Raw genomic sequence first — 25,157 nt, 5'->3', positions numbered from 1 at the left:
GGGTCAGTGCCTCTCGTCGGTGCTGGGTCGGGTGGCCGCAAGGGCCTGATGAAGGTGCCGTGCGAGGACCGGGCCGAGCTGCCCGATCGCCGCCGGGGAGACCATGTCGTGGTGCCCTGCGAGGACCGCGTGCTGGGTCACGGTGCCCGTGACGTGCGGGGCCCAGGCGTCGCGCTGGGCCGTGAGGTCGTGGCGGTCCGTGTCCTGGGCCGTGAAGAGCAGCATGTCGCCGCGGAAGGGCGTGTAGCGCGCCTGGCCCATGAGCTCGCACGAGTACAGGTAGGTGTCGACGACCGCGGCGAGCCCGTCCTCGTCCAGGTCGCCCCAGGCGCCGGGCGCGTCGGCCAGGACGTCGAGGACGTCGTCGCGCGTGGGCTCGGCGAGGAGGTCGGGGTCGACGCCGCCGGCCGCGAGGAGCGACCGGAGGGCGTCGACCTCCTCGGCGTGCGCGTCCGCCGACGGCGACGGATCCTCCGGCCCGACGGCGGAGCGCGCCCCGGGCGCGACGGCCTCGGCATCGAGCATCGTCAGGCTCGCGACGACGTCGCCCGCCTCCTGCAGGCGGGTCGCGACCAGGTGCGCCAGGTGAGCGCCGAACGAGTAGCCGAGCAGGTGGTACGGCCCGCGCGGCGCCACCTCGCGCACCGACCGGACCGTCTGCTCGGCGAGGTCGACGAGCGAGGAGGGGGCGCCGTCGGGCCCCGCGAGGCGCGGCGACTGGAGCGCGTGCACCGCGGTCCCGGCCGGGACGTGCGGGACGAGCGACGCGAACGACCATCCCAGGCCCCCCGCGGGCGCGAGGCACACGAGCGGCGGGGCGTCGCCCCCGGGCGTCGGCGCACGCAGCGTGAGCGTGCCGGCGAACGGGTCGGTCTCGGGGGCGTCCCAGTGCGCGACGATCGCCTCGACCGTCGGGGCCGTGACGAGGGCGCCGACGCTCAGCGGGCGCCCGAGGCGCGTGCGGACCATCGAGACCGCGCGCATCGCGAGGAGCGAGTGGCCGCCCGCGGCGTAGAAGTCCTCGTCGGCCGCGAAGCTCGCCACGCCCAGGACCTCGGCGAAGATCGCGCACAGCTCGCGCTCGAGATCGGTCCGTGGCTCACGTCCGCCCGCGCGCGCGAGGTCGGGGGCGGGCAGGCGCCGGACGTCGAGCTTGGCGTGCGGCGTCAGGGGCAGCTCGTCGAGCACGACGAGCGCCGAGGGCACCAGGTGGTCGGGGACCGTGCGGCGCATGGTCCGCAGGAGGTCGGCGAGCAGGTCGGCGTCACCCTCGGTGCCGGCCATGGCCCGTGACGGGCTCTGCCCGGCCAGCACCACGTACCCCACGAGGACGTGCCCTCCCCCGGCGCCCGGGCGCGCGACCACCGCGCACTGCGCGACCCTCGGGTCGCGCGCGAGGACAGCCTGCGACTCCCCCGGCTCGACGCGGTAGCCGCGGATCTTGACCTGGCCGTCGCTGCGGCCCAGGAAGTCGAGCTGCCCGTCGGGCCGGCGCCGCACCACGTCGCCCGTGCGGTACATGCGCGCGCCCGGCGCCCCGAACGGGTCGGCGACGAACCGCTCGGCGCTCAGCCCAGGTGCCCCGTGGTAGCCGCGGGCCAGCCCGATCCCGCTCACGTACAGCTCGCCCGGCGTCCCGTCGGGCACGGGTGCGAGCGCCGAGTCCAGGACGTACACCGAGGTGTTGGCGATGGGACGGCCCACCGTGGGGCGCCTGCTCTCGTCGGTGCCCCCGCCGAGCGTGTTGATCGTGTACTCGGTGGGGCCGTACAGGTTGTAGCCGCGGGTCCCGGGGGTCCGGGCGATCGCGTCCCACACCTCGGCCCCCACGGCCTCGCCGCCCAGCAGCACGAGCCCCGGGCGGTGACGCCCCTCGTCGAGCAGCCCTTCCGCGAGGAGCGCCGAGCACACCGAGGGCGTCACGTTGACGACGTCGATCCGCTCGGTCGCGCAGTACGTCGCCATGGCGTGCGGGTCGCGGCGCACGGCCTCGTCGAGCAGGTGCACCTCGTGGCCGTCGACGAGCCACAGCAGCTCCTCCCACGACATGTCGAACGCGAACGAGACCGTGTGCGCGACGCGCACGGGCTGGTCGCGGAGGCCGACCGGCCGCGACGCGACGAGCGGGTCGAAGATCTCCGTGCGGTGGTTGCGCAGCATGTTGACGAGCCCGCGGTGCTCGATCGCGACCCCCTTGGGCGCACCCGTCGAGCCCGACGTGTACATGACGTACGCGAGCCGGTCGTGGCCGGAGGTGGGCCGGTCGTGGCAGCGGGCCGGGTCCGGATGGCCCCCGGCGGGCAGCGGCGGCGCCTGGTCCTCCGGCACCACCGGCACCACCTCCCGGCCCGCGAGCACCTGCCCCACGAGCCCCCGGAACGACTCGTCGAGCACCACGACACCGGCCCCGGCCGCCTCGACGACCGCGCACAGCCGGTCGGCCGGGTGCGCGGCGTCGAGCGGCACGTACGCCGCCCCGGCGCGCAGGGTCGCGAACAGCGCGGCGACGAAGTCGATCCCGCGCGGCACCGCGAGCGCCACGACGACCTCGGGCCCGGCCCCCGCCGCGGACAGGACGCGCGCGAGCGCGTCGATGCGCGAGCCCAGCCCCGCGAACGTCACCGCGTCGGTGCCGTGGACCAGCGCTGTCCGCTGCGGGTGGGCCTCGACGGCCCGGTCCAGCAGGTCGAGCAACGAGTCCTCGCCCACGTCCTGCGCTGCGCGGACCCCGCGGGCGACGAGGAGGGGAGCGACGTCGTCGGGCACCGCGGCGACCCGGGCGACCGGCGCGCCCGGGTCTCCCACCGCGCGGCGCAGGACCGCCTCGACCTGGTCGAGCAGGGCGCCTGCCCGGGCAGCGTCGACGACGTCGGAGCGGTGCGACAGGATCAGCCGGTACGGCTGCCCGGGGTGGACCACGAACGTCAGCGGGTAGTGCGTGGCGTCGCCGCCCTCGACGTCCTCGAGGCCCACGGACGCGCTGAGGCGGTCGAGCTCGGCGTCGTCCTCGGGCGTGTTACGCATGACGTAGAGCGTGTCGAACAGCGTCCCGACGCCCGCGCGGCGCTGGAGCTCGCCCAGGCTCACGTGGTGGTGGTCCATGAGCTCGGCCTGCTCCGACTGGAAGCGCCGCAGCAGGTCGCGGAACGGCTCGCCGGGCCGCGTCGCCAGGCGCACGGGCACGGTGTTGAGGAACAGCCCGACCATGTCCTCGACCCCCGCGAGCGCGGGCGGGCGACCCGAGACGGTGCTGCCGAACACCACCTCGTCGCTCCCCGTGACCGAGCGCAGCGCGAGCGCCCACGCGGCCGAGTAGACCGTGCTGACCGAGACCGCGCACGTGCGCGCCAGGGCCAGGACCGCGAGCGAGAGGGTCGGGTCGAGGTCCCGTTCGACGACGTCGGGCATCGAGGCCCGACGGCGTGGGTCGGGCGGCGCGACGAGCGTCCCCTCCGCGAGGCCCGACAACGAGACGTCCCACGCGCTCGCCGCCGCGTCCGCGTCCTGCGCGGCGACCCACGCGAGGTACTCGCGGAACTGCGGGGCCGGCGCGAGGCCCAGGTCCTCGCCGCCCGCGGCGTAGTGCCGCAGGAGCTCGGTCACGAGCAGCGCGTCGGACCAGCCGTCGAGCAGGATGTGGTGGTTCGTCACGACGAGCGCGGCCCCCTGCTCGCCGAGCCGCACGAGCACGAAGCGGATGAGTGGCGGGCGGTCCATGGTGAAGCGGCGCTGACGCTCGTCGTACTGGAGCCGGTCGAGCGCGGTGGTGCGCTCGTCGGGCGCCAGGTGGTCCAGGTCCTGGACGCGCCACGGGACCGTGACCGCGGTCGGCACGAACTGCACCGGGCGGGCGAAGCGCTCGTGCGCGAACCCCGCTCGCAGGACCGCGTGCCGCCGCAGGAGCGACTCGCACGCCCGCTGCATGGCCTGCTCGTCGACGCCGCCCGGGAACCGGTACGTCGACTGCATGGTGTAGACGTCCAGGCCCGTGTCCTCCGAGACCGCGTGGAAGAGCAGGCCCTCCTGGAGCGGGGCGAGGGGCAGGACCTCGGCGATCGTGGGGGCGGGGGCTGTGGGGGCCGGGCCGGTGCGCTCGTCGGTCGTGGTCATGTCAGGTTCCTCATCAGGTCGTCGAGGTCGCCGAGCTCGCTCGCGGACATCGCGAGGAGCGGGGAGACGAGCGGGGAGCTGTCAGAAGGTGACCGGGGTATGGCCCGGGGTGCTTCTGACAACTGGTCCAGGGGGCGGGCGCGCAGCGCGAGCGACGCCGGGGTCGGCGCCGCGAAGACCGACCGCGGGTCGACCGTCCAGCCCCGCGCACGCAGCGTCGTCGTGACCTTCATGGCCACGATCGAGTCGCCGCCCAGGGCGAAGAAGTTGTCGTCGTCGGCCACGTCGTGCACGCCCAGGGCCTGGGCGAAGACCTCGCGGACGACGAGGACGGGCGGGCTCGCGGGCAGTCTCGCGGGCGGAGTACCGTCCGGTTCCCCGGGCGCCCTCTCCGGTGGGGTCCCCGCCCTGAGCGGCACCGCGGCGAGGCCCTCGCGCAGAGCGGGATACCGCTCCGCGAGCCCTGCGAGGACGTCCTCGACGGGAGTCCCCGGTGCGTCGGCCAGCAGGCCGATCACCTCGACGACGGCCGCGAGCGCCGCAGCCGCCCGGTCGGCGGGTACCGAGGTCAGGTGGTCGAGCTGCACGCTCAGCCCCTCGGACGCGTCGACCGTGAGCGCGAGCGGGTACTGCGTGCGGTCGTCGCCCTGGACGTCGGTGATCCGCAGGCCGGCCGCGGCGCCCGGCTGGGCGTCGGCGTCGCGCGGGTAGTTCTCGACCACGAGCAGGGTGTCGAACAGCTCGCCGACCCCGAGCGCCCGCTGCACGTCCGCGAGCGCGACGTGGTCGACGTCGCGCAGGCGCGCCTGCCGCTCGTGGACCGCGCGGACCAGGTCGGCGACGGTCCAGGCGCGTCCGCCGTCGTCGCTCCCGTCGTCTGACGAGCCCCCGCCCGGGGTGGCGCCCGGTCCCCCGACCGGGACCCGCACGGGCACGGTGTTGACGAACATCCCGGGCACGCAGTGCGCGCCCTCGATCTCGGCGGGCCGGCCCGCGACGGTCGTCCCGGTCAGCACGTCGCGCTCCCCGGTGAGGGCCGCGAGCACGAGCCCCCAGGCCGTGGTCACGACGTCGGCCGGCGTGACCTGCGCGGCACGCGCCGACCGGACGAGCCGGTCGCCCAGGCCGTCGGGGGCCGCGTGCAGCACGGTCGGCCGCTCGCCCGTGTCCTCGGGCTCGGCCACCCGCACGGGGCGCACCCCGGCCAGGGCGTCACGCCACACGTCGACCGCGCCGACGTCGCGCCGCGCGAGGCGTCGCGAGAGCTGCCAGGCCGCGCCGGGGGTCGGCGGCACCAGGCCGTCGAGGCCCGACGGCGCCGCTCCCGCGGGTGCACCGACGCGCCGCGCGTACGCGCCGAGCAGGAGGTCGACCAGGAACGGCACCGACCAGCCGTCGAGCAGCACGTGATGGTTCGTCACGACGAGCCGGTGGCCGGCCCCCTCGTGGGCTCCGAGGTGGACGACGACGAGCCTCAGCAAGGGTGGTCGTGCCAGGTCGAAGGGGCGGTCGAGCTCGTCGGCCATGATCTCGTCGAGCGCGCGGCGCACGGTGTCAGGGTGTGCGACGTCGTGGTGGGCGGCGCCGGGTGACGCGGCGCCGGCGCGCGAGGCAACTGGATGTGCGGCGTCGTGGTGCGCGGCGCCGGGCAGCGCGATCATCTCGGCGTACGCCGCCACCGGTCCACGGCCGACCCCGTCCGGCGAGATGCGGCCAACGGGGGTCAGAATCCCGCTCGAACCCCCGTCCGCCGCATCTCGCGGAGCACGCGAGAGGTGAGCCACGCCGTCGGGCAGCGTGATCTCGCGCAGCGGGACCTCGGTGACGTCCGTGACGACGAGCCCCAGGTCCTCGGGGCCGCGGGCCGCGACCGCGAGGCGGAGCTGCGGGTGGGCCGCGAGGACGTCGGCTGCGGCGGCGCGCAGCGCGGCGACGTCGAGGGGCCCGTCGAGGCCCACGTCGACCGCGCTCGTGTACCGGTCGACGGGTGCCTCGAGCGCGTGCAGGATCATGCCGCGCTGCACGGGCGTGAGCGGCCAGGGGGTGCCCGTGGGGAGCGCCGGAGCCGCTGCCACCTCGGTCGAGGCCTCTCGGACGAGAGCACGCAGGTGCCTGCCCCACCCCTCGACGAGCCGGTCGCCGACCCCTCCCGCCGAGGGCGACGCCCCCGCGCCCCGAAGGTGACCGCCCCGTCCGTCGAGGGCGTCCGACGCGCCTGCCGAGGGTGACGGCTCGCCGTCGACCGCCGGGGCCAGCAGCCAGCGCGCCACGAGCTCGGGGCCGTCCGGGCCGTCGACCACGTACGCGTTGAGCTCGACCGGGTGCGACGACGGCAGGTCGGCGTGCAGGTCGAGCGCGGACTCGACGTGCGCGGCGTCGGCCGCGCTCCCCCAGTCCTCGGTGCTCTCGGTCTCGCGTCCCAGGTAGTTGACGAGGACCTGCGGCGGGCAGGCCGCCGCGACCTCGCGCAGAGCCGCGGACGCCACCGGGGCGACGTGCCGGAGCAGCCCGTACGCACGCCCGTCGCCCGGGACCGCCGCGGCCTGGCGCGCCGTGGCCCGCAGGTGGGCCGACGCCGCGGCCCCCGGTGACGCAGCCAGCCGGACGGGCCAGGTCGTGGTGAACCAGCCGACGGTCCGCGACAGGTCGGGCCCCTCGCCGTCGAGGCGTCGCCCGTGCCCCTCGCTCTCGACCACGAGCTCGGCGTCGGTCGTCCCACCGGTGCGTGGCCCGCCGCGGCGCGTCTCGCCCGGCGGGAGGATCCCGCCCGCCGAGGCGCCCCCGCCCGCGGAGACGACCTCGCCCGCCGCGAGCGACAGCGCCGCGAGCAGGACGTGGTCGGTGCGGTGCTCGGGCGCGAGCCCCAGCAGGAGCCGGGTGTCGTCCGCCCCGAGGCGCACGACGACCTCGCGCGCGGTGGCCACGGTGTCGAGCACCGGGTCGAGCGGGCGGGCCGTCAGCGTGACGGCCGGCCCGGCGTGCACGTCGAGCCATGCGGGCAGCTCAGGCACCCGCTGGGCCGCCTCGTCGTGCATGGCCGCCGCGGCGGCCCGCAGGCTCGCCGACGCGGGAGGCAGGGCGCCGCCCGCCGCAAGCGTCCGCAGGTCGTCGACGAGGATGCGCCACGAGACCGCGTCGACCGCGACGTGATGGGCGACGAGCGCGAGCTCGCGCGCGTCCCGGTCCCACACCGCGCGCAGCACCCTGCCCGTCGCCGGGTCGATCTCGGCCGCCGCGCCGCGCAGCGCCTCGTCGAGCACGGGCCCTCCGGAGCCGCCGGCGAGGCGCAGGACGTCGCCCGACGCCTCGGACGAGGCCACGTCGAGGACGCGCGCGCCGCCGTCGTGCACCGCGAGACGCAGGGCGCCGTGCGCCGCCACGAGGCCCGCGAGCGCAGCCCGGAGCGCGGCCTCGGTGAAGTCGGCGGGGGTCCGCAGGACGCGCACCTGGACGAACCCGCGGTGGTCGCCGCTGCTCTCCAGGAGCCAGGCGAGCGCGGGCGTGAGGGGCAGGTCGCCGTGCTCGGTGAGCCCGTCCCGCGCGCGGGCGGTCGCCGGCGACGGTGCGGGCGCTGTCTCGGTCGCTGCCGCCGCGATCCCCGCGGGCGTGCGGCCCGCGAAGACCGCGCCGACCGTCACGACCAGCCCCCGCCCACGCAGCGCCCCGACGAGCTGCATCGCGCTGATGCTGTCTCCGCCCGCGGCGAAGAAGTCGGTCGCGGGGGTGACCTCGGCCCCGAGCACGCGGGAGACCTCGGCGCGGACGCGCTCGGTGCGGTCCTCCACGGGACGCTCGCCCGGCCCGACGGCGTCGATCCCCCGGGCGCTCGCGTCGCCCTCGTCGGGGGTGCGGCCGTGCGCACGCGCGCCGTGGTGGGTCGTCGCGCGGGGAAGCGCGTCGACGGTCGCTCCGGCCGGGGTCGGTCGAGGCACGCGCACCGTCCCGACGAGGTCGTGCGACGTCGGGAGGCTGCCACCGCGGGCCAGGTGCTCGAGGGCGCTCGCGAGCGCGTCCGGGAGGATGTCCGCGACCGCGGGGGCGAGCGCGCCGGGGCGCTGCTCGATCTCGAGCGTGAGCCCGTCACCGTCAGGCGCGGGGAGGACCGTGACGGTCACGGGGTAGTGCGTCGCGTCGTGGCCGCCCGTGGGGACGACGGCGACGGACTCGCCCGCCGAGGGCGACGAGCCCACCTCCCGAGGGCGACCGCCCTGCTCGCCGACGGCGACCGTCCGGTCCCCGCGCGGGTAGCTCTCGACGACCACGAGGGTGTCGAACAGCGGGTGGCCCGCGATCCGTGCGATCGACGGGAGCCCCACGTGGTGAGCGTCGAGCAGGCGGGCCTGGCGCGCCTGGACGTCCTGGAGCAGCGGGTCCGCGGTCAGGTGCGCACCGGCCGGGACCCGGACGGGCGACGAGCTCACGAACATCCCGATGATGCGGTCGGCGCCGTGCAGGTCGGTCGGCCGGCCCGCGACGGTCGAGCCGACCACGGCCTCGGGGCGCCCGGTCAGCGCGGCGACGACGAGGCCCCACGCGGTCTGGACGACCGTCGCGGGCGTGACCTCGGCACGGCGGGCCGCAGCACGCAGGCCCTGCGCGTCGATCGCGACGGGCGTGACGATGCGCGCGTCCCCCTCGGCGGGCGCGTCCGTCCCCCTCGGCGGCTCCAGAACGAGCCCCCCGGGCACCCCGTGCACCCCCAGCAGCGACGGTTCGTCGACCCCGTCGAGCTCGGCCCGCCACAGGTCCTCGACCTCGTCGCGCCCCGCCTCGGCGTCGCGCAGCCACACCAGGTAGTCGCGAAAGGACGGCTCGCCCGTCTCCGCAAGGCTCTCCCCGCCGGCGTCCCCACCGGCCTCCCCGGCGAGCACCGCCCGCAGCTCCGCCGCGAGCAGCGGCACGGACCAGCCGTCGGTCAGCAGGTGGTGCATCGCGAGGACCAGCACGTGCTCGTCCTCGCCCGTCCGCACGATCGCGGCCGACACGAGCGGTGCGAGCGACAGGTCGCCCAGGCGCGAGCGCTCGGCGAGGTCGACGTCGTCGAGCAGCACGGCGAGCCCGGCAGGGTCGAGCCCCCGGCCGTCGTGCTCGGTGACGGGCACCCGGGCGGCATCCGGCACGAAGAAGACCGGCGCGGGCAGGTCGAGTTGGAGGACGGCGCCGCGCAGGTTCGCGTGCCGGCGCACGAGCGTCTGCACCGCGCCCGCGATCAGCGCGCCTCCGTCCTCGCCCGGCCCGGTCACGGTGAAGCGGGTCGTCGTGCGGTAGGCGTCGGCCGTGTCGCGGGCCGCCTCGGCGACCATGCCGAGCTGGGTCGGGGTCAGGGGCAGCACGTCGTCGACGCGCGTCGCCCCCGGCACGGCCGCACGCACGTGCTCGTCGAATGCGACGGCCTGCGCGGCGGTCAGCGGCACGAGCACGTCGGCAGCACCGCCCGCCCCGGCGCGCCCCGAGCCCGAGGCGACCGACGTGCCCGGGGACGCGACGCCGTCGGGCCGGACACGCCGCGCCATCTCGCGCGGCGTGCGCGCCGCGAACAGGTCCGCGGGCGTCAGGACGAGCCCTTCGCGGCGCAGCGCCGCGACGAGCTGGAGCGCGTCGATGCTGTCGCCCCCCGCCGCGAAGACGCTCTCGTCGAGGCCCACGCCGTCCCCGCCCAGGACACGGGCGGCGGCCGCGTGGACCTGCGCCTCGACGGGGGTCGACTCGGCAGCGGACCGGCCGACGGACGCCGCGCCGGCCCGGCCCGCACCACCCCCGGACGTCCGTGCCCCGTCCCAGTCGGGCGCGGGCAGCGCGCGGCGGTCGAGCTTGCCGTGTCGCGTGAGCGGCAGGGCGTCGAGCACGACGAACGCGGTCGGCACGAGGTGCCGCGCGAGGCGCTCGGCCGCCGCGGCGCGCAGGGCGTCCGGATCCAGCGGCCCGCCACCCGTCACGTACGCGACGAGCCTGCTCCCCCACCGCGGGTGCTCGGCGAGCACGACCGCGGCCTCGGCCACGCCGTCGAGCGCGACGAGCGCCTGCTCGACCTCGCCCGGCTCGATGCGGAACCCGTGCAGCGAGATCTGGTCGTCGTTGCGCCCGAGCAGGCTCAGGGTGCCGTCCTCGGCGCGGCGCGCGAGGTCTCCCGTGCGGTACATGCGCTCCCCCGGGACCCCGCCGGGACGGGCGACGAACCGGCTCGCGGTCAGGCCCGCCCGCCCCAGGTACGCCTCGGCGAGCTGCGGTCCCGCGAGGTACAGCTCGCCCACGGTGCCGGCCGGGACCTCGCGCAGCGCGGCGTCGAGCACCACGGCCTGCGTGCGTCCCACGGGTCGCCCGACGACCGGCTCGGCCGTGTCCGCGACGTCCGCGGCGAGGGCGTCGACGGTCGCCTCGGTCGGCCCGTACAGGTTGACGACGCGTGCGCCCGTGGGCGCCGCGAGCGCCCGCATCTGCGTCCACAGCGCTGGCCCGAAAGCCTCGCCGCCCGCGACGCAGATCCGCGGCAGGCGCGCCCACTCGGCGCCCGCGAGCAGCGCGCCCCAGACGGTCGGCGTGAAGTCGAGGTAGTCGATCCCGTGCTCGGTCGCGTAGTCGCGCAGCGCGACCGGGTCGAGGAACACGTCCTCGTCGAGCACGTGCAGCTCGTGCCCTGCGGCGAGCGCGAGGAACGCGTCGTAGTGCGCGTCGAACGAGAAGGCCGCGGTGTGCGCGACGCGCAGGCGCTCGCCGGGCGGGTAGAGCTCGGTGCGGTGCCGTTCGAGCAGGTGCGCGAGGGCGTCCTGCCCCACGGCCACGCCCTTGGGCTCGCCCGTCGAGCCCGAGGTGAAGATGATGCTGCCGACGCACGCGCGCAGGGTCGCGGCCTCGGGCGCGGGCGGCAGCTCAGGCCCGACGGCGGCACGCGCCCCGGCAGCCTGGCCCGCCGCAGGCGCGTCGTCGGGCCCGACGGCGGAGCCCGCCCCGGGCGCGTCGGTCGCCTCGCGGGCGGGCGCGGGGGCCGGCGCCGTGGCGAGGGGGCGCGGCCCGGCCTCGTCCCACAGGAGGCGTGCCCCGCTGAGCCGCAGGACGTGCGCGCGCCGCTCGGGCGCGCCGTGCGGGAGCGGCGTGACGGCCAGGCCGCGGCGCAGTGCCGCGAGGATCACGTGGACGATGCGTTCGTCGCGCGGCAGGTCGATCGCGAGCGCGTCGCCCGGGCGCGCCCCGCACGCCGTGAGGCGACGCTCGGCCCGCGTGATCGCGAGGTCGAGCTCGGCGAACGTCCAGCGCTGGTCGCCGACGACGAGCGCGCCCGCGTGCGGGTGGCGTGCGATCGAGTCGGCCAGGACCTCGGTCACGAGCGCAGGGCGGGTCGCGGGGGCCGCGCTCGGGACGCGGGACGCCTCAGGGCTCGCATCGCCTCCCGCAGCGTCGGCCACGGCGAGCGCCTCGGCCGCCCTCCGCGACACCTCCGCCGCACGCCCCTTCCCTGCGACGAGGTCGAGGCTCGCGACCCGTGCCGCGGGGGTCGTGGCGACGGCGAGGAGGATGCGCTCGAACGTCGCCAGGAGGTCCGTGGCACCGGTCCGCGTGACGGCCGACGCGTGGGCGTCGAGCGCGAGGCCCCAGGTGTCGGGCCCTGCGTCGACCGCGAGCGTGAGCGGGAAGTGCGTGGCGTCGTGCGTCGCGAGCACGCGCAGGTGCAGCGGGTCGAGGCCGACGACGGTCGGTGCCACCACCCCCTCGCTCGCCGCCTGCTCGAACGACACGAGGGTCGTCGCGACGGGCGTCTCGGTGCCCGCCGCTGCCTGGATGCCGCGCAGCCCGACGTGCTGGTGGTCCCAGGACGCGTTCCATCGACGGGCGTGGTCGGCCACGACGACGCCGAGGGAGCTCGCGGCGTGGGCGTCGACGCGCGCGACGACGGACTCGGTGAGCATCCCGACGATCTCGTCGGCGTGCTCGACCTCGGGGCTGCGCAGCGCGACCGGGACCGCGAAGGTCGCGTGGGTCGTCCCGGCGTGGGCGGCGACCGTCAGGCCCCAGGCCGCGCGGACGAGCGTGGCCGACGTGACGCCCTGCGCCCGGGCCCCGGCGCGGACCGCCTCGACCGCCGCAGCGCCGAGAGGCCGGTGGATCGTGAAGGCGTCCTCGGGGACGTCGCCCGCCGACCACGTCGCGGCCTCGGGCCACCGCGAGAGGTCGACGTCGGCGAGCGCCTCGTGCCAGTGGGCGTGCGCCGCGTCGGGGTCCTGGTTCCCGAGCCACACGAGGTGGTCGACGAACCGGCCACGGGCGGGTGGGATCTCGTCGCCCTCCGCGGCCAGCTCGGCCCCGTAGAGCCGCGCGACCTCGCGCACGAGCAGCGGCATGGACCAGCCGTCGAGCACCAGGTGGTGGCTCGTGACGACCAGCACGTGGTGCTCCGCGCCGAGCACCACGACCCCGAACCGCACGAGCGGGGGGTCGGCCGGGTCGAACGTGAGCGAGCGCTCGGCCGCGGCGGCGGAACGCGTCGCGTCGCGCAGGGCGCGATCACGGTCCGCCCCGGGAGCGCCCTCCTCGGCGTCGCCCCCACCGCCCTGCTCCGCGCGCGCCACGCCTCTGTCCGCCACGCCCGGACCCGCCGCGTCGTACCAGACCACCTCGGCCGTGGCCTGGCTGGGGACGAACTGGACCGGGTCCAGGTCGTCGTCGACCGCGAACCCCGCGCGCAGGTTCGGGTGCGCCCCGAGCAGCGCGTCGAGGCTCCGCTCCAGGGCGGGCCCGTCGAGCGGTCCACGGAGCTCGACCAGGGTCTGGCCGACGTACGGGTCCTGCCCGTCGGCCGCGAGCCCCGCGTGCGCGGTCAGCGCGCGCTGGAGGGGCGTGAGCGGCCAGACGGCCTCGATGCTCTCGGTCGAGCTCATGGTCGTGCCTTCCGTGTGCGTCGGCGGTCGCCGAGGAGGGCGCCCAGGCGGTCGAGGTCGCCGGGCGCGAGGTCGAGGAGCGGCGCCGCCGCGTCCTGGGTGGTGCCGAGCGCCCCGGCCCCGGCCGGTCCGGAGGCCTGCGGGTCTGCGGAGCGGGTGGGCCGGGCGGGATCGGTCGCGAGCGGGCGCAGCCGCGCGGCGACCCCCGCGACGGTGCGCTGCTCGAACACGTCCTGCACGCTCGAGCGCCACCCCTTCTCGCGGAGCCGCGCCACGACGTGGATCGCGCGGATGCTGTCGCCGCCCAGGGCGAAGAAGTCGGCGTCGGGCGCGACGGGGGCGCCGTCGAGCGCCGAGGCGAACGCGAGGGTCACGTCCGTCACCGTCGCCGGGAGGTCCGGTCGCCCTGAGCCGGCGAGCGGGTCCCCCTCGGCGGGCGAGCCCGTCACCGTCGGTGCCGGTCCCGTCGCGGGCTCCGGGAGGGCACCGACGTCGAGCTTCCCGTTGGTCGTGAGCGGCAGCGCGTCGAGCACCACGACCGCCGCGGGCACCAGGTGCTCGGGCAGGACGTCGGCGAGCGCCGCGCGCAGCGCGTCCCCCGTCGGTCCGGGAGCCACCACGTACGCCACGAGCCGCGCCCCCAGGGCCGACCGCCGTGCCTGGACCGTCGCCTGCACGACGCCGGGCAGCGCGAGCAGCGCGGCCTCGGTCTCGCCGGGCTCGACGCGGAACCCGCGGATCTTGACCTGGTGGTCTCGGCGCCCGACGTAGTGCAGCAGCCCCTCTGCGTCGCGGCGCGCGAGGTCTCCCGTGCGGTACATGCGCTCCCCCGGCTCACCGAACGGCGACGCGACGAAGCGTTCGGCCGTGAGGTCGGGGCGACGCAGGTAGCCGCGCGCGAGCTGGGGTCCGGAGAGGTAGAGCTCGCCGACGACGCCGTCGGGCACGGGGCGCAGGTGCTGGTCGAGCACCAGGGCCGTGGTCGCGCTGAGCGGCCGCCCGATCACGGGCTGGTCGGCGTCGGTGCCGCTCGCGCCCACGGCGTCGACCGTGTACTCGGTGGGCCCGTAGAGGTTGAGGACCCGGAGCCCGGGCTGCGCACGCAGCGTGGTCCACAGCGCGGGCGGGCACGCCTCGCCGCCCACGGACACGGTCCGCAGGGAGTGGTCGCGCGCGAACAGCCCGGCCTCGACCACGGCCGCCATGACGGTCGGGGTCAGGTCGATCCGGTGGATGCCGCGCGACACGACGAGGTCCACGAGGGTGTCGGGGTCGCGGTACTGCTCGACGTCGAGCAGGTGCAGCTCGTGCCCCAGCAGCAGCGCGAGCAGCGTGTCCCACGAGCCGTCGAAGACCAGCGGCATGGTCTGCGCGACGCGCTGCACCCCGTCCTCGACGCGCGGCACGACGTGCTCCTGGTGGTGCGCGAGGAACTGCGCGAGCGCGCCGTGGCTGATCCCGACGGCCTTGGGCTCGCCCGTGGACCCGGACGTGTGCAGGACGTAGGCGAGCGCGTCGCGGGGCACGTCGAGCACCCGCCGCAGCGGCGCGGCCCCGTGGGAGGCGGCGTCCCCGCGCGGCCCGACGACGTCGCGCCCCGCCCACAGGTCGTCGCGCCCCGCGCGGTGGCCCTGGCCCGCCGGAGCCCCGGCCGCAGCGGTCTCGGCAGCGACCACGATCCGCGCCCCGTGCCGGTCGACGAGCGCGAGGCGCCGCGCGGGCGGGGTCCGGTCGTCGAGCAGGAGGGCGGCGGCCCCGCAGCGGTGCAGCGCGAGCAGGGTCACGACGTAGTCGGTGCCCCGCGGCAGGTCGATCGCGACGAGGGTCTCGGGCCCGGCCCCGGCCGCGACGAGCCGCCCGGCCAGGTGCGCGACGGCCTCGTCGAGCGCACGGAAGGTCGAGGTCTCGCGCGCGACGAGCGCCACGGCCTCGCCGCGCCGGGCCACGGCCCGGTCGAACAGCTCGCCCGCGAGCAACGGCAGTGCGCCTCCGGGCAGCGCGGGCCCGGTCGAGCCCGCGACGATCTGACGCTCGGTCGCGGGTGCCGCGAGCCCCAGGCCGCCCACGCGCGCACCGGGCGCGGCCCGACCCACGCTCTCGAGGAGGTGCGCCAGCTCGCCCAGGCGAGCGGCGACGTCGGGCCGCGTGAAGAGGTGTGCGGGCGCGGTGCCCGTGAGGCGCAGCTCGTCGCCGTCCGGTCCGGGGACGCGCACGACCGAGACCGCGAGGTCGTCGACCGGTCCCTCGGCCACGGTGCGCAGGCGGCCCGTCGCGGCGCCGAAGCGCAGGTCGTGGTCGAAGAGCTTGACGTTGAGCTCGGCCGCGGTCACGACCGCGCCCGCCTCGCGTGCGATCTGCTCGGCGGGGTAGCGCCCGTGCCGGCGCAGCTCGCCCACGCGTTCGCGCACCTGCGCCACGAGCGCGTCGATCCGCTGCCCGGGGGCGGCGTCCACCACGACCGGGAGCACGTTGACGCGCATGGTCGGGACGATCGCGGCGACCGACCCCATGCGGTTCATCGCGGGCATGCCCACGCCCACGTGGCGCCGCCCGGAGACCAGGGCGAGGTGCGCGGCGAACGTGGCCGCGACGACGTCGGGCCACCCGGCGCCGGAGCGCGCGGCGACCTCCTCGAGCGGCCCGACGGCGCAGCCCGCCTCGTGCACGACGCGCACCACGGCGTCGCTCGCCTCGGGGCTGCCCGCCACGGGCCCGTCGCTGAAGCTGCCCGGCCCCGCGGCGCCCAGGACGTCGAGACGGGACGACCAGTGCTCCCGGTCGCGCGCACGCTCGGGCGAGGTCGCGTAGCGCTCCTCCTCGGCCACGACGTCCGCGACCGCGCCGAACGGGCTCGGGCCCACCGCGCGCCCCGCGGCCAGGGCGCTGACGACCTCGGCGACGCGGCGCAGGACGAGCGTGATCCCGTACGCGTCGAGGATCGCGTGGTGCACCACGACCGACCACCACACCGTGCGGGCGTCGATCCGGACGATCGCCTGACGCGCCAGGCCGGGCGCGTCGAGGGCGAACGGGCGCACCCGGTCGGCCTCGACGAGCGCCTCGGCCCGTACGCGGGCGTCCTGCTCCCCCGACAGATCGAGGACCCGCACCCCGCCGGACGGCACGCCCGCGGGGGCGCTCGCCCGACCGGGACCGGGACCGCCGGCCGGGTGCACGACCTGCGTGACGCCGTCGGACACCTCGAACGAGGTGCGCAGCGCCTCCGTCTCCCCGACCACGATCTCCACGGCGAGCGCGAGCAGCGCGGTGTCGAGGTCGCCCGAGATCTCGACGACCTCGCCCACCGCGTACGCCGTGGTGCCGGGCCGCACGAGCTGCGCGCCGACGACGCCGAGCTGCGCGGTCGTCAGCGGCAGGCCCGCGGGCTCACGCGTCCGGGTGGACACGTCGAGGGCACCGACCACGGGCGCGCCCGAGCGCGCCGACGGGGGTCCGGGGACGAGAGCCGGCGCGGCCAGGAGGTCGGGGGCGGAGGGCGTCGTCATCAGGCCTGGAGGTCCTCGAGCACGACCTCGAGCTGGTCGAGGACGTCGAGCGCCAGGCTGTAGCGGTCCGCGAAGAAGTAGCGGATGCCGTACGCGTGCCCCGCGGTCACGGCCGGGAGCGACTGGTAGGTCGCGGCCGCGGCGAGCTCCTCGGCGCCGGGACCGGGAGCGCCGTCGACCGTCTGCTCGTGGAGCACGACCGTCGCGTCGGCGACCTGGCCGAGCTGCTCGTAGGACAGGAAGGCGCCGTTCTCGGTGGTCTCCTCGGCCACGACGGCGGGCAGCGGGGCGCCGATGTCGGTGAGGATGCCCCCGAGCCACGAGATCTGGGAGTAGACCGTGACCTCCTCGAACGAGTCGAGGCCCGCGAACGTGTTGGCCGCGATGACGTCTGCGTACGTCTCCTTGATCTCGGCGACGCGCGCCTCGTACGCGGCCTTGGTCGCCTCCGCCTCCTCGCCCGCGCCCAGGGCCGTCGCGATCTCGACCGACGCGTCCTTGACCGTGGCGGAGCCCGTGGCGCGGATCAGGACGGTCGGGGCGATCTGCGAGAGCTTGTCGAAGTCGGCCTTCTTCTCGGCGCTGAGCTCCTCCTCCTTGCCGCCGCGCACGAACCCGACGATCAGGTCCGGCTCGAGCGACGCGATCTTCTCGTAGTCCCAGCCGTCCGCGCCCAGGACGATCGGCAGGTCCGCGACCTGCTCGTGCTCGGCGGGCAGGAACGAGTCGGCCCAGTCGCCGTCCGCGGTCGCGACGGGCACGATCCCGGCCTCCAGGAGCGGCCCCGTGCCACCCTCGAGCGCCACGACGCTCTGCGGGTCCGTCGGGATCGTGACGGGACCGAACGCGGTCTCGACCGTGCGCGTGCCGGCCTCGGCCGAGGAGCCCGCGGGCTCGCCGGCCTGCGACGTGCCGCCCGCGCACCCGCCCACGGCGAGGACCGCGGCGAGGGCAGGGACGACCAGCCAGGCGGTGGCGCGGGAGGTCCGGGTGCCTCGTGCGGCGGTGAGGGATCGGGAGCTGGACATGCGGGGTTCTCCTTGAGGTGGGTTGCTGGTGAAGCGGTGGGCCGGGCCCGCACGTGGCGCGGGCCCGCAGGTCAGGGGGTCGGCACGCCCAGCGCGCGCAGTGCGCCGCGCAGCGTGGGCTCGACCGCGACCTGGGCGAACTCGACGGGCCAGCCCGCGGCGCGCCAGCGCTCGAGCAGCGCCATGAGCCGCACCGAGTCGAGGCCGTGGTCGGTCAGGTCGTCGTCGAGCCCGATCTCGTGGGCGGCCGAGCCGCCCACGCCCAGGACGTCGACGAGGTCCGCGAGCGCCTGCTCGCGCGTGGGGACCGGGGGGCGGGTGGTGGCGGTCATGCGGGTCCTTCGGTCGAGGGGGTCGGGGTGGTCGGGGTGGCCTGTTTGGCGTGGACGGCCGGCGTGGCACGCGTGGCCGACGGGCGCGCCCCGGCCCGCCGGGCCAGGACGTCCGAGCGAACGGGGACCACGAGCGGCCAGCCCTCGGGGTCCGCGACGAGGTGGGCGCGGATCCCGAACACCTGCTCGACGAGGTCGGTGGTCAGCACCTCCTGGGGTCGCCCCTGGGCAACGACCGCGCCGTCCTTCATGAGGACGAGGTGCGTGGCGTACCGGACCGCGAGGTTGAGGTCGTGCAGCACGGCCACGACGGTGCGGCCCTCGTGGTGCAGGCGCGCGCACGTGTCGAGCACGTCGATCTGGTGCGCGACGTCCAGGAACGTCGTGGGCTCGTCGAGCAGCAGCAGCGACGTCTCCTGCGCGAGCGCCATGGCGATCCACACGCGCTGGCGCTGCCCGCCCGACAGCTCGCTCACGCGGCGGGTCGACAGGTCGAGCGTGTCGGTCGCGAGCAGCACCTCGTCGATCACGCGGTGGTCCTCGGCCGAGAGCGCCCGCAGGAAGCCCTGGTGCGGGTGCCGACCGCGCGCGACCAGGTCGCGCACGCGGATGCCGTCGGGCCCGAGCGGTGCCTGCGGCAGGAACGCGAGCCGGCGCGCGACCTCGCGCGGCGGCATCGAGGTGACCACGCGCCCGTCGAGCTCGACCGTCCCGGCGCTGGGCCGCAGGATGCGCGCGAGCGCGAGCAGGAGGGTGGACTTGCCGCAGCCGTTGGGCCCGACGATCACGGTCAGCTCGCCCTCGAGGATCTCGAGGTCGACGCCCTGGAGCACGTCGCGCCTGCCGTAGCCGACGCGCAGGCCGGCGGTGGTGAGGCTCATCGCGCGGCCACGGGGAACGCGACGTCGGGCGTCCGGGCGCTGCGGGCGGCGGGGGCTTCCCCGCCCGACGGCGTCGCGCGGCCCGCGTCGCTCTCCTCGCCCGGTGCGGTGCCTCGGCGGGAGAGGACCGAGGAGAGCACCTCGCCGGCGCGGACGCCGAGCGTCGAGAGCAGCGTCGAGGAGAGCCCGTGCGAGTGCTCGGACTGTCCCACGAGGTAGAGGCCCGCGTCGGCGGGCTCGGTCAGGCGCACGCGGTGGTCGCGGTGCAGGTCCAGGGCGCCGTCGGCGTCGCGGCCCAGGAGTTCTGCGGCCTCCCGGCCGGAGCCCGCGGCACCCGGCGACGGCTCGGCGCGGGACCCGTCGTCGTCCCGCGAGCCGCCGAGCAGCGTCGTGGGATCCAGCGGGCGGTAGCCCGTCGCGAGCACCACGAGGTCGGCGTCCAGGACTGCCGTGGTCCCCGTGAGGTTCTCGGCGAGCGTGAGGGCGACCGGACCGTCCGACGGGTCTCGCACGTCGAGCACCTCGGTGCAGCGGTGCCAGTGCAGGCGGTCACGGCCGAGCCACCGGTCGCGGTACTCGTGCTCGTGCAGCGCGCGGATGGTCTCCTCGGCCACGACCGAGTAGTTGGTGTTGCGGTGGTGCGCCATGAGCTGGGCGCGGCCCGCGGGCGGGGCGTCGTAGAAGACGTCGACCGCGCCCGGGTCGAACACCGAGTTGGCGTAGGGCGTCGAGTCCGAGGGCGAGAAGCCGTAGCGCCGCGACACCGAGTGGACCTCGGCCCCGGGGAACCGGTCGTAGAGGTCGAGCATGATCTCGGCCGCGCTCTGCCCCGCTCCCACGACCACGGCACGCCGCACGTCGTGGTCGACGAGCGCGACCCGGTCGAGGTAGCGCTGGTTGTGCCACACGCGGTCCGACTCGGTGACCCCGGAGGGGAGGCGCGCCTGGAGTCCTGCGGCGACCACGACGTCGCGCGCCCTGGTCGTGCTGCGGCCCTGCGCGTCCGCGACCGTGACGTCGAACGCGACGACCCGTCCGCCGTCGCGCACCGGGACCACCGTCTCGACCGTGGACCCGTAGCGCGTGACCCCGGCGAGCCGGGCCGCGGCCCACCGCAGGTACGCGGCGAACTCGACGCGCAGGGGCGTGAGGCTGCCCCGGTTGAGGAAGTCGACGAGCCGCTCCTGCTCGTGCAGGAACGCGAGGAACGAGTAGTCGCTCGTGGGGTTGCGCAGGGTCACGAGGTCCTTGGCGAACGCGACCTGCATGTGGGCGTCCTCGAAGAGCATCCCGTGGTGCCAGCGCGAGGTCGCCTGGCGCTCGTGGAAGACCGCGCGCAGCGGCTCGTCGGCCACGGCGTTGTGCTCCTCGACCGCGATCGCGAGCGCCATGTTGGAGGGGCCGAAGCCGAGGCCCAGGAGGTCGACGTCGACCTCGTGGCCGGGGCGGCGGGGGTCCTGCGTGCGGGAAGGGTTGCTCATCGCGGGCTCCACGGCTGGGTGCGGGGTTCGGGGTCGGCGGGTGCCGCGGGCGCGGCGGCCGGGTGGGCGCGGTCGACCTTGCCGACCGCGGTGGTGGCGAGCGCCTCGAGGGTCTCGAAGCGGTCGGGGACCTTGTAGGCCGCGATACCCCGCTCGCGCAGGAAGCGGCGCAGCACGGGACCGGTCGGCGCGACCGCCCCGGGGCGCGCCACGACGCGCGCGACCGCGCGCTCGCCCAGGTACTCGTCGGGCTCGCCGACGACGCTCGCGTCGAGCACGCCGGGGTGGGCGCGCAGGTGGTTCTCGACCTCGGCGGGCGCGATCTTCTCTCCCCCACGGTTGATCTGCTCCTTGGCCCGGCCCACGACGGTGAGGTAGCCGTCGGCGTCGCGCGTCACGAGGTCCCCCGTGCGGTAGAAGCCGTCGGCGGTGAACGAGCGGGCGTCGTGCTCGGGGGCCCGGTAGTAGCCGCGGATCGTGTACGGACCGCGGGTCAGCAGGTGCCCGGGCTCACCGGGCGGCACCGGGTGGTCGTCGTCGTCCACGACGAGGACCTCGTCGGCCGGGGAGACGGGCCGCCCCTGCGTCCCGACGACGACCTCGCGCGGGTCGCCCGCCCGGGTGTAGCAGACGAGCCCCTCGGCCATGCCGAAGACCTGCTGGAGCGTGTCCCCGAACACCTCGATCAGGCGTTCGGCCGCGCTCGTCCCGACCTTGGCTCCGCCGACCTGGAGGACCTGGAGCGAGGAGAGGTCGTGCGCCGCGACGAGCGGCGAGGCCGCCCAGACGTGCGCGAGCGGCGGCACGAGCGCCACGTGCGTGACCCGGTGCCGCTCGATCAGGGCGAACGCGACGTCGGGCGCGCCGTGCGGGGACAGGACGACGGTCCCGCCCGCGTGCAGCACGCCCAGGACGCCGGGTGACGTGAGGCCGTAGTTGTGCGCGACGGGGAGCGCCGCGAGATAGGCCGAGTCCGGCCCGAGACCGCAGATCCGCGCGCTCTCGCGCACCGAGTACAGGTAGTCGGCGTGCGTGCGCGGGATGAGCTTGGGCGTGCCCGTGGTCCCGCCCGAGAGCTGGAGGAGCACGACGTCGGACGGGTGGGCGGCGTCCTCGAACGGGCCGTGGGCCGCAGTGAGGTCCGCGCGGCGCACGTCGTCGAGGGAGTGCACCGCGAAGGGGCCCCGCTCGTCGTGCCCCGACAGGTCCGGCGCTGCCGGAGAGCCGCCCGCCACCACGACGTGCCGCACCGACCCGACGGCGGCGCCGACCTCGCGGGCCAGGGCAGCGTGGTCGAAGCCCTGCTCGACGCCCGCGGACACGAGCGCCACGGCGCCCGTGTGGGCCGCGAAGTACTCGACCTCGGTACGGCGGTGGGCGGGCAGCGCGAGGACGGGCACGATCCCCGCCCGGCCCAGCGCGACGAGCACCTCGACGAGCTCGCACGCGCTCGGGAGCTGGACCACCACGCGGTCGCCCCGGCGCAGGCCCAGCGCGGCGAACCCGTGCGCGAGCTCGTCCGCCGCGCGGTCGAGGTCGGCATACGTGAGGGCACGGGCCCCGTCGACGAGCGCCGTCGCGTCGGGCCGGGCGGCAGCGGCGTCGCGCACGAGCGAGCCGAGCGTCTGGTCGGTCCAGTACCCGGCCGCGCGGTAGCGGTCGGCCGCCTCGGCCGGCACCGGGACCACGCCGTCGAGGAGGAGCGGTGCGGGGCGCGTGGGCTGCCGTGCGGGGACTGCGCTCACGAGACCCCGCCCAGCGCGGACAGCAGCGTCGAGAACTTCACCGCGGTCTCGGCGTGCTCGCCCTCGGGCGTGGACCCGACGACGACGCCCGCCCCCGCGAACAGCCGCACGTCGGCGCCGCGCACCACGCCGCAGCGCAGCACGATCGCCCACTCGCCGTTCCCGGCCTGGTCGGCCCAGCCCACGAGTCCCGTGTAGAAGCCGCGGTCGAACGGTTCGAGGGAACCGATGAGCTCGCGCGCGGCGTCCTGCGGGTGGCCGCAGACCGCGGGCGTGGGGTGCAGCGCGTACACGACGTCGAGCACCGACGTCCCGGGCGTCAGGCGGGCCGTGACGGGCGTGCCCAGGTGCCACAGGTGCGAGGTCGCGACGAGCTCGGGGGTCGCGGGCACGTCCAGGTCCTCCTCGCGGTCGACGTACGCGCGCAGCACCTCGCGGATCGCGTCGGTCACGAACGCGTGCTCGCGCAGGTCCTTCTCCGAGGCCAGGAGCCGCTGCGCGGTCGCGCGGTCCTCGTCGGGGTCGGCCGAGCGCGGGGCCGACCCCGCGAGGGGGTGGCTGTGGAGCACGCCGTCGCGCACCGAGACCAGGAGCTCGGGGCTCGCCCCGACCAGGTGCCCCTGGTCGCCGGGCAGCTCGACGTCGAACACGTACGCGTCCGGGTTGGCCCGGCGCACGGCCGCGCGCACCGCGCCGCGGTCGAGCGGCTCGGGTGCGGACACGTCGAGCGTGCGCGCCAGGACGACCTTCTCGGCCGCGCCGTCCTCGAGCCGGGACACGGCTCSCCCGACGGCGGCGCGGAAGACCGCGTCGTCGCGTCCGGGCAGCGCGTGCTCGGGCCGGGCGACGGGTAGCGGGCCCTCCTCGGTGGCGTCTGCCGGTGCACCGCTGGAGACCACGGGGTGCCACGACTGGTGCGCCGGCACCACGAGGTGCGCGGGGCGCGAGGGGTCGAACGGGATGGCCCCCACGAGGATCGGCGCGGGCTCACCGGCCCACCGGGCCCCGGCCGCGCGGGCCAGCAGCTCGTGCGCCGCGCCCGCGACGGCCGGCCCGTCCCACGAGGGCACGTCGAGCCGCGCACGGACGCCGTGCGCGACGAGGCCCGTCCGGGGCGACGCGAAACGGAACTCGGCGTGGCCGGACGAGGCCCCGTCGTCGGGCGTCCAGGTGGGAGCCGCGGAGGCCGAGGTCTCCGGGGTGTCCGGGGTTTCTGGGGCGCGGTGCGGGCGGCGCGCGTGCGCCGGGTCGAGCGCGACCGCGGGCATCTTCGTGGGAGGTGCCGGGTCGTCGAGCACGGTGAAGCCGGTCATGAGGCGTCCTCGTCGGTGTCGATGGGTGCATGAAGACCTGCGCGGTCGTCCGCAGGGTGACGTGCGAGAGGTCGTGCGGTGACGCGGGGGGGGGTTGGGTGGTGCCGGCGGTCAGCGGAACGTGGCGCCGCCGTCGACGACGAGCTCGTGCACCGTGATGTGCCGGGCCGCGTCCGAGGCGAGGAAGACGACCGCGGCGGCCACGTCCTGCACCTCGGCGAGACGCCCCAGCGGGATGCCGAGCCGGAAGTCCTGGGGCATGCCGGCCACGACGCGCGCCTCGGCCATCTCGTCGAGGACGGGGACGTCGTCGGGCCCCGGGGACCCGGCGAGCGCCGCGAGCATGGGCGTGCGGGTCGAGCCCGGCGAGACCACGTTGCAGCGGACCCCGTACGGTGCGAGCTCGAGACCGAGCGACCGGGTCAGGCTCGACGCCGCGGCCTTCGAGGCCGCGTACGCGGCCATGCCCACGCGCGGGACACCCGCGGCGTTCGAAGCGACCGTGACGATCGCGCCGCGCCGACGGGAGGACAGACATCGGGCGACCTCGCGCGAGACCAGGTAGACGCCCGTCGCGTTGACCGCGAGCATGCGCTGCCAGTCTGCGAGCGAGGACTCGGTCACGACTCCCGGGCGCAGGACGCCCGCGGCGTTGACGAGGACCTCGAGGGGTCCGACCTCGTCCTCGACCCAGCGGACCAGGCGAGCCACGTCCTGCTCGTCGGTCACGTCGAGGCGCACCGGGACGACAGTGCCCGGGGTGCGCGGCGCGGCGGCCGGGACGGGCGCGGTGCCGCCGTGCGGGGGCACGGTCGTGTGCGCAGGAACGGTCGGGCGGTCGAGGTCTGCCGCCACGACGACGTAGCCCTCGGCGGCGAACGCGTGCACGACCGCGGCCCCGATGCCGCCCGCGGCACCGGTCACGAGGACGACGCGCGTGCTCATGCCCCCGCCACCGCGGGGACGCGTGCCCCGAGGTGCGTCAGCACGTCGTCGGTCGTCGCCACGACCGCGCACCGGTCCGCGGCCCAGGCGAGGGCCTGGCGGTGGTGCGCGAGCGAGAAGTCCGCGACGGCGTCACCGACGAGGAACGGCTGGACGTCGTGCATGAACGCGTCGCACGCCGTGACGAGGCAGCCGATGTGGGCGTAGACGCCCGTCACGACGAGCTGGTCTCGCCCCTGCTCGCGCAGGAGGTCGCGCAAGCCCGTGCGGACGAACGCGTCGTAGCGCCACTTGGTCAGCAGGGTGTCCCCCGGCTGCGGTGCGAGCGCGTCGATCACGACGTCGGTGCCGTCGTCCGGGATGCCCGGGCCCCAGAAGTCCGTGAGCAGGCCGCGGTCGGCGGGCTGCTGCGCGGGCGGCTGAGCGGTCAGGACGACCGGGATGCCGAGCTCGCGCGCCGTCGCGGCGAGCCGGGAGATGTTGTCGACGGCGTCCCGCAGGGCGGGCGACGCCGGGTCGAACGCGTCCACGAAGTACTGCTGCATGTCGTGGACGAGGAGCACCGCGCGAGCAGGGTCGACCTGCCAGGTCACGCGGTTGCTCGGGTACTCGTGCGGTGCCGGGCCGTCGTAGGCGGCGATCGTCGGCAGTCCCATGGTCCCCCCAGAGCCAGGTGTATCGAGCGGTTTGTCGAGTGAGTTAGGTAAACCTTTCCTCACTGAGGTAGACCTAAGCACACTGTCCACCTGCCCGAAAAGGGGTGTCCACGGAACGGACAGATCGTGACGATCTGCCATCTCGTTCGCGGAAGCGACAGGCTCGGCCACAGGGAGGCGCCTCCTCGGCGAGCTCCCCGCTCTCCGCCCCGCCCCGCACCCGGGGAACGCCGAAGGGCCGCCCGGCCAGGTCTCCCTGGCCGGACGGCCCTTCGTGTCAGCTGCGCAGG

At 76.5% G+C, this 25,157-nt stretch carries 11 protein-coding genes; all 11 read right to left on the bottom strand.

Annotated features, from left to right (window positions below; genetic code table 11):
* Nucleotides 1-3: 3 nt before the first annotated feature.
* The 11 genes from ASE27_RS02450 to ASE27_RS02400 all read right to left on the bottom strand — a co-directional run bounded on the left by ASE27_RS02450 (nt 4) and on the right by ASE27_RS02400 (nt 24,867).
* Nucleotides 4-4,110, bottom strand: a complete 4,107-nt coding sequence (locus tag ASE27_RS02450; protein WP_056645331.1) for a non-ribosomal peptide synthetase — start codon at nt 4,108-4,110, stop codon at nt 4-6.
* Nucleotides 4,107-12,980: a condensation domain-containing protein gene (locus tag ASE27_RS02445; protein WP_056645328.1), complete on the bottom strand. Its 8,874-nt coding sequence runs from the start codon at nt 12,978-12,980 to the stop codon at nt 4,107-4,109. The genes ASE27_RS02450 and ASE27_RS02445 overlap by 4 nt, the downstream gene beginning before the upstream one ends.
* A complete protein-coding gene (locus tag ASE27_RS02440; protein ID WP_056645326.1) occupies nt 12,977-16,486 on the bottom strand; it encodes a non-ribosomal peptide synthetase in 3,510 nt (1,169 codons plus the stop codon). The genes ASE27_RS02445 and ASE27_RS02440 overlap by 4 nt, the downstream gene beginning before the upstream one ends.
* Nucleotides 16,486-17,514, bottom strand: coding sequence for an ABC transporter substrate-binding protein (locus ASE27_RS02435; protein WP_056645321.1), 1,029 nt, complete (start codon nt 17,512-17,514; stop codon nt 16,486-16,488). The genes ASE27_RS02440 and ASE27_RS02435 overlap by 1 nt, the downstream gene beginning before the upstream one ends.
* Before the next feature lie 71 nt (nt 17,515-17,585).
* The gene (locus tag ASE27_RS02430; RefSeq protein WP_056645318.1) at nt 17,586-17,846 is read right to left on the bottom strand and encodes a phosphopantetheine-binding protein; all 261 of its coding nucleotides are present in this window, start codon (nt 17,844-17,846) and stop codon (nt 17,586-17,588) included.
* The gene (locus tag ASE27_RS02425; RefSeq protein WP_082608411.1) at nt 17,843-18,727 is read right to left on the bottom strand and encodes an ABC transporter ATP-binding protein; all 885 of its coding nucleotides are present in this window, start codon (nt 18,725-18,727) and stop codon (nt 17,843-17,845) included. The genes ASE27_RS02430 and ASE27_RS02425 overlap by 4 nt, the downstream gene beginning before the upstream one ends.
* Entirely contained in the window at nt 18,724-20,208 is a 1,485-nt protein-coding gene (locus ASE27_RS02420; protein WP_082608410.1) for a lysine N(6)-hydroxylase/L-ornithine N(5)-oxygenase family protein, read from the bottom strand. Before ASE27_RS02420 ends, ASE27_RS02425 begins: the two co-directional genes overlap by 4 nt.
* On the bottom strand, nt 20,205-21,953 hold the full coding sequence (locus ASE27_RS02415) for a (2,3-dihydroxybenzoyl)adenylate synthase (RefSeq protein ID WP_200955873.1): 1,749 nt from the start codon (nt 21,951-21,953) through the stop codon (nt 20,205-20,207). Before ASE27_RS02415 ends, ASE27_RS02420 begins: the two co-directional genes overlap by 4 nt.
* Nucleotides 21,950-23,266 (bottom strand): isochorismate synthase MenF, encoded by a 1,317-nt coding sequence (locus ASE27_RS02410; RefSeq protein WP_056645314.1) that lies wholly within the window; start codon nt 23,264-23,266, stop codon nt 21,950-21,952. Before ASE27_RS02410 ends, ASE27_RS02415 begins: the two co-directional genes overlap by 4 nt.
* A gap of 111 nt (nt 23,267-23,377) precedes the next feature.
* Complete coding sequence (locus ASE27_RS02405) at nt 23,378-24,211, bottom strand: SDR family oxidoreductase (protein ID WP_056645311.1); 834 nt, start codon at nt 24,209-24,211, stop codon at nt 23,378-23,380.
* The gene (locus tag ASE27_RS02400) at nt 24,208-24,867 is read right to left on the bottom strand and encodes an isochorismatase family protein (protein WP_056645308.1); all 660 of its coding nucleotides are present in this window, start codon (nt 24,865-24,867) and stop codon (nt 24,208-24,210) included. Before ASE27_RS02400 ends, ASE27_RS02405 begins: the two co-directional genes overlap by 4 nt.
* Between the last annotated feature and the right edge of the window lie 290 nt (nt 24,868-25,157).

This window comes from Oerskovia sp. Root918 (assembly GCF_001428945.1).
Lineage (GTDB): Bacteria > Actinomycetota > Actinomycetes > Actinomycetales > Cellulomonadaceae > Oerskovia > Oerskovia enterophila.
Note: the sequence above shows the minus strand (reverse complement) of the source record. Positions and strands in the feature narration are given on the sequence as shown.

Excerpts from the sequence above, each read along its gene's own strand:
- ASE27_RS02450 (WP_056645331.1), bottom strand. The coding sequence starts at position 4,110 with ATGACCACGACCGACGAGCGCACCGGCCCGGCCCCCACAGCCCCCGCC.
- ASE27_RS02445 (WP_056645328.1), bottom strand. The coding sequence starts at position 12,980 with ATGAGCTCGACCGAGAGCATCGAGGCCGTCTGGCCGCTCACGCCCCTC.
- ASE27_RS02440 (WP_056645326.1), bottom strand. The coding sequence starts at position 16,486 with ATGACGACGCCCTCCGCCCCCGACCTCCTGGCCGCGCCGGCTCTCGTC.
- ASE27_RS02435 (WP_056645321.1), bottom strand. The coding sequence starts at position 17,514 with ATGTCCAGCTCCCGATCCCTCACCGCCGCACGAGGCACCCGGACCTCC.
- ASE27_RS02430 (WP_056645318.1), bottom strand. The coding sequence starts at position 17,846 with ATGACCGCCACCACCCGCCCCCCGGTCCCCACGCGCGAGCAGGCGCTC.
- ASE27_RS02425 (WP_082608411.1), bottom strand. The coding sequence starts at position 18,727 with ATGAGCCTCACCACCGCCGGCCTGCGCGTCGGCTACGGCAGGCGCGAC.
- ASE27_RS02420 (WP_082608410.1), bottom strand. The coding sequence starts at position 20,208 with ATGAGCAACCCTTCCCGCACGCAGGACCCCCGCCGCCCCGGCCACGAG.
- ASE27_RS02405 (WP_056645311.1), bottom strand. The coding sequence starts at position 24,211 with ATGAGCACGCGCGTCGTCCTCGTGACCGGTGCCGCGGGCGGCATCGGG.
- ASE27_RS02400 (WP_056645308.1), bottom strand. The coding sequence starts at position 24,867 with ATGGGACTGCCGACGATCGCCGCCTACGACGGCCCGGCACCGCACGAG.